This is a genomic window from Rufibacter sediminis, from assembly GCF_014269285.1.
Classification (GTDB): Bacteria; Bacteroidota; Bacteroidia; order Cytophagales; family Hymenobacteraceae; genus Nibribacter; species Nibribacter sediminis.
This window is the reverse complement of record NZ_JACOAF010000050.1, coordinates 2,501-3,574: the sequence shown is the minus strand read 5'-3', so window position 1 is coordinate 3,574 and position 1,074 is coordinate 2,501. Positions and strand designations below refer to the sequence as shown.

Here is a 1,074-nt window from a genome sequence, read left to right as displayed (position 1 = left end):
CTACGTGCTTTAACCTGGTATTCCGTCACCAGGCGGGCCTTTCACTACTCCGTCACCGCATCGCTGGGTTACGCTAGTACTGGAATATTAACCAGTCGTCCATCGACCTTAGCTCTCGCATCGGCCTTAGGACCCGACTAACCCTGATCCGATTAGCGTTGATCAGGAAACCTTAGTCTTTCGGTGTGCGGGTTTCTCGCCCGCATTATCGTTACTTATGCCTACATTTGCTTTTCCCGACGCTCCAACGCCCATTGCCAGGCGCCTTCGTAGCCGACGGGAATGCTCCCCTACCACAGAATAAATTCTATCCATAGCTTCGGTATCACGCTTGATGCCCGATTATTATCGATGCCCTGTCGCTCGACCAGTGAGCTGTTACGCACTCTTTAAATGAATGGCTGCTTCCAAGCCAACATCCTGGCTGTCTAAGCAACTGAACCTCCTTTGTTCAACTTAGCGTAAATTTAGGGACCTTAGCTGATGGTCTGGGTTCTTTCCCTCTCGGCCTGGGACCTTAGCACCCCAAGCCTCACTGCCGAGTATGTCACGTGGCATTCGGAGTTCGTCAGGATTCGGTAGGATTTGACTCCCCCTAGTCCTATCGGTAGCTCTACCTCCACGAGACTCAACCTCGACGCTGCCCCTAAAGGCATTTCGGGGAGTACGAGCTATTTCTCAGTTTGATTGGCCTTTCACCCCTACCCTCAGGTCATCCAAATCCTTTTCAACGGAAACTGGTTCGGACCTCCATTGCGTGTTACCGCAACTTCATCCTGCCCAAGGGTAGATCACAAAGTTTCGCGTCTACCCCCCCTGACTGTGCGCCCTGTTCAGACTCGCTTTCGCTGCGGCTCCGTGTTTCCAAACACTTAACCTCGCCAGGGAGGAGTAACTCGTAGGCTCATTATGCAAAAGGCACGCCGTCACCCCACTAAAGGGCTCCGACCGCTTGTAGGCGCATGGTTTCAGGTTCTATTTCACTCCTTTATTCAAGGTTCTTTTCACCTTTCCCTCACGGTACTGGTTCACTATCGGTCTCTCAGGAGTATTTAGCCTTACCGGATGGTACCG

General features: G+C 52.2%; 1 rRNA gene (running past one end of the window). It reads right to left on the bottom strand.

The window, feature by feature from the left end:
• Positions 1 to 1,074 (bottom strand): 23S ribosomal RNA (locus tag H7U12_RS20530) (its annotated part continues 431 nt past the right edge of the window); the annotation flags it as partial.